At 57.7% G+C, this 7479-nt stretch carries 8 protein-coding genes; all 8 read right to left on the bottom strand.

Going from position 1 to position 7479, the window contains the following annotated elements; genetic code table 11:
- Positions 1 to 238 precede the first annotated feature (238 nt).
- Genes nqrM through AC6HVW_RS21710 form a run of 8 tightly spaced genes read right to left on the bottom strand, consistent with a single transcriptional unit; the run spans position 239 to position 7352 of the window.
- Positions 239 to 466 carry a (Na+)-NQR maturation NqrM gene (gene nqrM, locus AC6HVW_RS21745; protein WP_021805592.1) on the bottom strand — a complete coding sequence of 76 codons (228 nt, stop codon included), beginning with the start codon at positions 464 to 466 and terminating at the stop codon, positions 239 to 241.
- Positions 467 to 471: 5 nt separating this feature from the next.
- Complete coding sequence (locus AC6HVW_RS21740) at positions 472 to 1485, bottom strand: FAD:protein FMN transferase (RefSeq protein WP_254698889.1); 1014 nt, start codon at positions 1483 to 1485, stop codon at positions 472 to 474.
- Between the two features lie 24 nt (positions 1486 to 1509).
- Positions 1510 to 2733, bottom strand: a complete 1224-nt coding sequence (gene nqrF / locus AC6HVW_RS21735; protein ID WP_021805594.1) for an NADH:ubiquinone reductase (Na(+)-transporting) subunit F — start codon at positions 2731 to 2733, stop codon at positions 1510 to 1512.
- A 15-nt stretch (positions 2734 to 2748) separates the two neighbouring features.
- Positions 2749 to 3345 (bottom strand): NADH:ubiquinone reductase (Na(+)-transporting) subunit E, encoded by a 597-nt coding sequence (nqrE, locus tag AC6HVW_RS21730; protein WP_021181925.1) that lies wholly within the window; start codon positions 3343 to 3345, stop codon positions 2749 to 2751.
- A 6-nt stretch (positions 3346 to 3351) separates the two neighbouring features.
- Positions 3352 to 3981 (bottom strand): NADH:ubiquinone reductase (Na(+)-transporting) subunit D, encoded by a 630-nt coding sequence (locus AC6HVW_RS21725; RefSeq protein WP_021181926.1) that lies wholly within the window; start codon positions 3979 to 3981, stop codon positions 3352 to 3354.
- Positions 3974 to 4768 (bottom strand): Na(+)-translocating NADH-quinone reductase subunit C, encoded by a 795-nt coding sequence (locus AC6HVW_RS21720; protein ID WP_071682870.1) that lies wholly within the window; start codon positions 4766 to 4768, stop codon positions 3974 to 3976. Before AC6HVW_RS21720 ends, AC6HVW_RS21725 begins: the two co-directional genes overlap by 8 nt.
- On the bottom strand, positions 4758 to 5999 hold the full coding sequence (locus AC6HVW_RS21715; RefSeq protein WP_497569663.1) for an NADH:ubiquinone reductase (Na(+)-transporting) subunit B: 1242 nt from the start codon (positions 5997 to 5999) through the stop codon (positions 4758 to 4760). Before AC6HVW_RS21715 ends, AC6HVW_RS21720 begins: the two co-directional genes overlap by 11 nt.
- Positions 6000 to 6002: 3 nt before the next feature.
- On the bottom strand, positions 6003 to 7352 hold the full coding sequence (locus AC6HVW_RS21710; RefSeq protein ID WP_071682868.1) for a Na(+)-translocating NADH-quinone reductase subunit A: 1350 nt from the start codon (positions 7350 to 7352) through the stop codon (positions 6003 to 6005).
- Positions 7353 to 7479 lie beyond the last annotated feature (127 nt).

Below are 7479 nucleotides of genomic sequence, written 5' to 3'. Positions count from 1 at the left end.
GCACCTGACCGCAACTCCGGACTAGCCCCCCTCCCCCCAAACAAGTGTTCATGAGGTACTCGGTATGTACATTGGGAGAGGGGACCGAACGTGCCACAAATTAGCTCCCGCACCTGACCGCAACTCCGCACTAGCCCCCTCTCCCCAAACAAGTGTTCATGAGGTACTCGGTATGTACATTGGGAGAGGGTTGGGGTGAGGGGCTGTGCAGCGCCCCTGTGTAGGAAATCCCGAGCGGCTAGAGGATCCGATGTTTTTCCAGCATCTCGCGGCGTTGCGCTTCCTTCGCCATACGCTTTTTGCGCGCATCGCAAGGCTCCGGGCAGTCGCAGACCTTCTCCACCCCCAGCGCGGTAATGCCGCCACAGCTGCCCTGCAAGGTTTTACGCTTGAACACATAGCCCAGCGACATCCCGCCAACCACCAGCAGAAACAGCACAAAGGATGCAGCGAACATCGTCAACATAACGTCTACCCTTTCTTCAGATAGGGTTTGAACGCGTCGGAATAGCGCTCCTCAAACCCCTTGGCGGTTTTCACGATCATAAACACCGGGATCCCCAGCAGGTTGGCCAGCGCCATACCCCGCTCCGGCCCCATCACGTTTAACCCGGTAGAAAGCCCGTCTGCCGTCATACACAGCGGGCTGATCACCGTGATCGACACTAAATTGTGGCGGATCGGTTTACCGGTGAGTGGGTCGATAGTATGAGAATAGCGCACTCCGTCCTGCTCGAAGTAGTTTCGGTAATCGCCGGAGGTGGCCATCGCCATCTCACCCGGTTCGATCACCAGTTGCGCCTGCTGCTCCCCCCCGGCGATTGGCCGTTCGATGGCAATGCGCCAAGGCTTCTTCTCACCGTTATGGCCACGGGTACGAACCTCCCCGCCAATATCAACCATGTAGTTTTTGACGTGCTGCGATTGCAGGTAATGGGCAACCACATCAACGCCGTAGCCTTTGGCAATGGAAGAAAGGTCGACATACAGTTCAGGAATGCGTTTCACCAGCGCATTGCCTTCCACCGCCAGCTTGTCGATCCCCGTCCAGTTGCGGCGCTGTTCCAACTCGGTGGCGCTCGGCACTTTATCCGACCGCCCTTCCGGGCCAAAACCCCACAGGTTCACCAGCGGCCCGACGGTCACGTCCAGCGCGCCGTCGGTCACACGGTTGATGCGCAGCGCTTCCAGCACCACTTCCGTGGTGGCAGCAGAAACCGGGAAAGGCTTGTCCACTTCCCGGCTGGCGTTAAAGCGGCTCAGCTCGGAATCAGGTTGATAGGTCGACATCTGATCGTTAACCTGCACCAGCCGTTTGTCGATCTCCGCTTGCAGCGTTGCCACCGAAGGTGTTCCGTCCCCAGGGAGATAACTGATCGAGTACGACGTGCCCATGGTTTTGCCACGCAGGTTTTCCTGCTGCGGTTTACAACCGGTCAGCAATACTGCGGTGGCCAGCGCCACCGCCATCATCCAAGCCTTCATTCCATCGCCACCTGCAGCTCGCATTTAACCACCAAAGTCATCGAGCATGATGTTTTCATCTTCCACGCCCAAGTCCTTCAGCATCTTGATCACCGCCGCGTTCATCATCGGTGGCCCACACATATAGAATTCACAATCTTCCGGCGCTGGATGGTTACGCAGATAATTTTCCAGCAGGACATTATGAATAAAGCCGGTGTAGCCCGTCCAGTTATCCTCTGGCTGTGGATCGGAGAGCGCCACATGCCAGGTGAAGTTTTCATTCTCTTCTTGCAGGTGGTTAAAGTCGTCCTCATAGAACATCTCACGCAAGGAACGCGCACCGTACCAGAAGGTGATCTTGCGCTTCGACTTCAGGCGCTTCAACTGATCGAAGATGTGTGAACGCATCGGCGCCATACCGGCCCCGCCGCCGATAAAGACCATCTCGGCGTCGGTGTCTTTGGCAAAGAACTCGCCAAACGGCCCGGAGATGGTCACCTTATCCCCCGCTTTCAGCGACCAGATATAGGAAGACATAATGCCCGGCGGCACGTCCGGGTTGCTCGGTGGCGGCGTAGCGATACGCACGTTGAGCATGATGATGCCTTTCTCATCGGGATAGTTGGCCATTGAATAGGCGCGTACCGTCGGCTCTTTGACTACCGAACGGTAGCGGAACAGATTGAATTTATCCCAGTCGCCACGGTATTCCTGCGGCACGTCAAAATCGGCATAGCTGACTTCATGCTCGGGCGCTTCGATCTGGATAAAGCCGCCAGCGCGGAAAGGTACATCTTCCCCATCCGGAATGCGCAGTTTCAGCTCTTTGATAAAGGTGGCTTTGTTATCGTTGGAGATCACCTCGCAGTCCCATTTCTTCACGCCGAAGATCTCTTCCGGCAGCTCGATTTTCAGGTTCTGCTTCACGTTAACCTGGCACGCCAGGCGGCAGCCCTCTTTGGCTTCACGCTTGCTGATATGGGAAAGTTCGGTTGGCAGAATATCGCCGCCGCCCTCTTTGATCACCACCCGGCACTGGCCGCAGGAGCCGCCGCCGCCACAGGCCGAGGAAACAAAGATCCCCTGGCTGGACAGCATGTTCAGCAGCTTGTCCCCCGCTGGGGCGGTAAAACTCTTGTCTTGATCGCCGTTAACCTCAACGGCAATGTCACCGGTGTTCACCAACTTGGATTTGGCAAACAGGATCAGTAACGCCAGCACCATCACGATGCAGGTAAACATCACCACACCTAAAATAATTTCCATAAATGCTTCCTGCCTTTACAACTGGACGCCGGAGAACGACATAAAGCCCAATGCCATCAATCCGGTGGTAATAAAGGTAATGCCCAGGCCACGCAACCCGGCTGGCACATCGGCATACTTCAGTTTTTCACGGATCCCCGCCATGGCGACAATCGCCAACATCCAGCCGGTGCCGGAGCCGAAGCCATACACCACGGATTCCATAAAGTTGTAATCACGCTGCACCATGAACGACACGCCGCCGAAGATGGCACAGTTCACCGTGATCAACGGCAGGAAGATCCCCAAGGCGTTGTAGAGCGCCGGGAAGAAGCGATCGAGGATCATCTCCAGGATCTGCACCAACGCCGCGATCACGCCGATAAAGGTGATGAAGTTGAGGAAGCTCAGGTCGACACCTTCCACCAGCGCCCCGTCACGCAGGATCAGGTTATAGACCAGGTTGTTGACCGGTACCGAGATGCCAAGGACCAGCGTCACGGCAATCCCCAAGCCAAACGAGGTGGAGACCTTCTTCGACACCGCCAGGAAGGTACACATCCCCAGGAAGAACGCCAGCGCCATGTTCTCAACGAACACCGCACGCACAAACAGGCTGATATAGTGAGCCATCGGCGGTTACTCCTTTTCTATCTGCGCTGGCTTGAGGGAACGCAGTCCCCAAATCAGCAGGCCGATGATAAAGAACGCACTCGGCGCCAGCAGGAACAGGCCGTTGGGCTGATACCAGCCGCCGTTCTGCACCGTTTCCAGCACCGTAATGCCAAACAGCTTGCCCGAGCCGACCAGTTCGCGCAGGAAGCCCACCAGGATCAGGATCACGCCGTAGCCCAGCCCGTTGCCGATACCGTCCATAAAGCTCTCAATCGGCGGCGACTTCATGGCGTACGCCTCGGCGCGGCCCATCACGATACAGTTGGTGATGATCAGCCCGACGAACACCGAAAGCTGTTTGGAGATTTCAAACGCATAGGCACGCAGCAACTGATCGACCACGATCACCAGCGAGGCGATGATCGTCATCTGCACGATGATGCGCACGCTGTTGGGGATATGGTGGCGGATCAGCGAAATAAAGAAGCTGGAAAACGCGGTGACCAGGGTGACCGCAATCGTCATCACCACCGCCGTTTCCAGCTTGGTGGTCACCGCCAGCGCCGAACAGACGCCAAGCACCTGCAGCGCGATCGGGTTGTTGTCAAACAGCGGCCCCAGCAGGACCCGTTTAACCTCTTTGGAATCAGCCATTTTTCAGCGCTCCTTCACGAACTTTCTGCAGGAATGGGCCAAAGCCGTGCTCGCCCAACCAGAAATTAAACGTATGCTGTACGCCGTTAGCGGTCAGCGTCGCGCCGGACAGGCCATCCACACCGTGGATATCCCCTTGCCGTGCTCCGCCCTTCACAATGCGGATAGCCGGGTTGCCGTTGTCATCAAACAACTGCTTGCCGATCCACTGCGCGCGCCAGCTGGCGTTCTGGATCTCGCCGCCCAGCCCCGGGGTTTCGCCGTGTTCGTAAAAACTCAGCCCACGCACCGTATTGCCATCGGCATCTAACGCGACAAAGGCGTACATCATCGACCATAGGCCAGTGCCGTAAACCGGCAGCACAATCTTGTCCACCGCGCCGCTTTCGTCGCGCACCAGGTAGATTTCCGCCTGATTGCTACGGCGGCGGATACCAGCCAGATCCTGCTCGGCGGTCAACGCCCGGCTCTTGGCATCGCTGCGTAGCGCGGCGGCCAGATCGAAGGCGCCCGCATCGCCAGGCACAAACTCACCGCTGTCCAGATCCAGCAAACGCGGTTCGATGCGCTTGCTAAAGGTGGCTTTCACCTGTTCGCCAGTCATCCCCGGTTGCAGTAAACCGGCTACGTCCAGGATGTTGCGCTGCTTATCCAGCAACCGCTGTTCCTGCTGTCTGGATTGCAACCCAACAGCGGAACCCGCGACCACCACAGAACACACCAGACACAGCAGCAGCACTACCAGCAGCGTTTTGCCAATGCTGTCATTTTTAGATTCATTCGCCACGTGCTTTTCTCCGCTTGATGTTGGCCTGCACCACCAGGTAATCGAACAGCGGTGCGAACAGGTTGGCGAACAGGATCGCCAGCATCATGCCTTCCGGATAGGCCGGGTTGACCACCCGTATCAGCACGCACATCACGCCGATCAGGATGCCGTACCACCACTTCCCTTTGTTGGTAAACGAGGCGGAAACCGGGTCGGTAGCCATAAACACCATACCGAAGGCAAAGCCACCCAGCACCAGATGCCAGTACCAAGGCATGGCGAACATCGGGTTGGTGGTTGAGCCGATGGCATTGAACAGATACGCCGTGGCGATCATGCCGATCATCACGCCAGCCACGATGCGCCAGGAAGCGACACGGCCAAACAGGATAATCGCCCCGCCGATCAGGATCATCAGGGTTGAGACTTCCCCGATCGAACCAGGAATGTTACCGATAAACGCATCCATCCAACTGATGGACTGGCCGGTGGTGACGTTGGTCAGGCTGTGAACTCCACCGACGCTCCATTGCGCCAACGGTGTCGCACCGGAAAAGCCGTCTGCCGCAGTCCACACCAGATCGCCGGAAATCTGCGCCGGATAGGCAAAGAACAGGAAGGCTCGCCCCGCCAACGCCGGGTTGAGGAAGTTACGCCCGGTACCGCCGAAGATCTCTTTGGCGACTACCACACCAAAGCTGATACCCAGCGCGGCCTGCCATAACGGCAGGGTTGGCGGCACAATCAGGGCAAACAGAATGGAGGTGACGAAGAAGCCTTCGTTGATCTCATGTTTGCGTACCATCGCAAACACCACTTCCCAGAAGCCGCCCACCAGGAATACCACGGCGTAGATCGGCACGAAGTAGGTTGCACCGAGCACCATCTTGCTGATCCAGCCAGCATCGGCGCCGAGCGTTGCCCCAAGCATCTGTGCCAGCCAGTAATGCCAGTCCCCCGCCAGCACCTGTTGCAGCTGATCGCCGCTGTACAGATGGTGCAGTGCAGGAATGGTCTGCTGGCCCACGTTATACATGCCCCAGAACATGGCCGGGAACACCGCCAGCCACACCAGGATCATCATGCGTTTCAGATCGATGGCATCACGTACGTGCGAGGCACCGCGCGTTACCGTGCCGGGCGTGTAGAACACCGTCGCCGTCGCTTCAAACAGCGGGTACCACTTTTCCAGCTTGCCGCCCGGCGTGAAGTGATGCTCAATCTTGTCAAAAAAATTCTTCAGGCCCATCGGTTATCCTTCCTGCTCAATCTTGGTCAGCACTTCGCGCAGCACCGGGCCATATTCATACTTGCCGGGGCAAACGAAGGTACACAACGCCAGATCTTCTTCATCCAGCTCCAGACAGCCCAGCGCCTGGGCACTGTCCGTATCGCCCGCCAGCAGATCGCGCAGCAGATGGGTCGGCAGAATATCCAGCGGCATCACCCGCTCATAATTGCCGATCGGCACCATCGAACGCTCACCGCCGTTGGTGGTGGTGGAGAAAGCGAACAGCTTGTGCTTGAGGAAATGGCCCAGCGTGGTACGGGTGATGGAGAACTTGTCCGATGCCGGAGCAATCCAGCCGAACAGCTCTTTCTCCCGGCCTTCCAACAATACCGAAACCTGATTGTGGAAACGGCCAAGCCAGGCACTCGGGCCGCTGGCATGGAAACCGCTCAGCACCGAGCCGGAAATCACCCGGTTCTCACCGGCCTTCAGGCGGCCCGCCGTCAGTTGATCCAGGCTGGCCCCCAAACAAGTGCGCAGCAGCACCGGCTGTTCCACCTGTGGCCCCGCCAGGGCGACCACGCGCTGGGTATCCAGCTTACCGGCAGTAAACAGGGTGCCGATGGCGATCACGTCCTGATAACCGATATGCCAAACGGTCTTCTTCAGGCTGACCGGCTCCAGGAAGTGAATATGCGTGCCCACCAACCCCGCAGGGTGCGGGCCGGCAAACTCGTTGTAATCAATCTGCGCGCCGGCAGCCGTATCCAGCCGCGTACCCGCTGCGTGGCAGACATGTACCTTACCGTCTGTCAGGCGTGCCAATACCGTCAGCCCGGCATTAAATGCCGCCAATTGCTCGTTGATGATCACCAACGGATCCGCTGCCAGCGGCTGAGTATCGATAGCGCTGACGAAAATAGCGCGCGGTGAAGTGCCTGGCCGGGGGGTTCTGCTGAATGGGCGAGTACGCAGTGCGGTCCACAGGCCACTGGCGATCAGATCGCTTTCAACCTGTTGGCGCTCCAGCATCGGCAAATCGGCCTGCTGATAATAGGCCAGTTCCACCTGCTCTTCGCCGCCATTGTCGATGTCAATCACCACCGATTGCAGCATGCGGCGTTCGCCGCGATTGATAGCGGCGATCTGCCCGCTGGCCGGTGCCGTGAAGAAAACCCCAGGGATCTTCTTATCTTCAAACAGCGCCTGGCCTTTTTTAACGCGATCGCCAACCTGTACCAACATGGAGGGGCGCATACCAACATATTCCTGGCCGAGCAGCGCCACTTGCGTGACCGCTGGACCATCCTGGATCGCCTGCGAAGGCGCCCCAGCGATTGGCAGATCTAACCCTTTTTTTATTTTGATCATAGGATTTATACGATGTTTTGAATTTTCACACGCCCAACCAACCCAGAGGCAGGCACAAAGCATGCAGGATGATGAGGTGGCCCAAGCCCCCTCCGGATGAACACGATGATCTCATGCTCAACTTGAA

The sequence above is a fragment of the Serratia sp. NCCP-200 genome (assembly GCF_059697885.1).
The sequence above is the reverse complement of the archived record's forward strand: the minus strand, read 5'-3'. Positions and strand labels throughout refer to the sequence as shown.

Excerpts from the sequence above, each read along its gene's own strand:
- nqrM (WP_021805592.1), bottom strand. The coding sequence starts at position 466 with ATGTTGACGATGTTCGCTGCATCCTTTGTGCTGTTTCTGCTGGTGGTT.
- AC6HVW_RS21740 (WP_254698889.1), bottom strand. The coding sequence starts at position 1,485 with ATGAAGGCTTGGATGATGGCGGTGGCGCTGGCCACCGCAGTATTGCTG.
- nqrF (WP_021805594.1), bottom strand. The coding sequence starts at position 2,733 with ATGGAAATTATTTTAGGTGTGGTGATGTTTACCTGCATCGTGATGGTG.
- nqrE (WP_021181925.1), bottom strand. The coding sequence starts at position 3,345 with ATGGCTCACTATATCAGCCTGTTTGTGCGTGCGGTGTTCGTTGAGAAC.
- AC6HVW_RS21725 (WP_021181926.1), bottom strand. The coding sequence starts at position 3,981 with ATGGCTGATTCCAAAGAGGTTAAACGGGTCCTGCTGGGGCCGCTGTTT.
- AC6HVW_RS21715 (WP_497569663.1), bottom strand. The coding sequence starts at position 5,999 with ATGGGCCTGAAGAATTTTTTTGACAAGATTGAGCATCACTTCACGCCG.
- AC6HVW_RS21710 (WP_071682868.1), bottom strand. The coding sequence starts at position 7,352 with ATGATCAAAATAAAAAAAGGGTTAGATCTGCCAATCGCTGGGGCGCCT.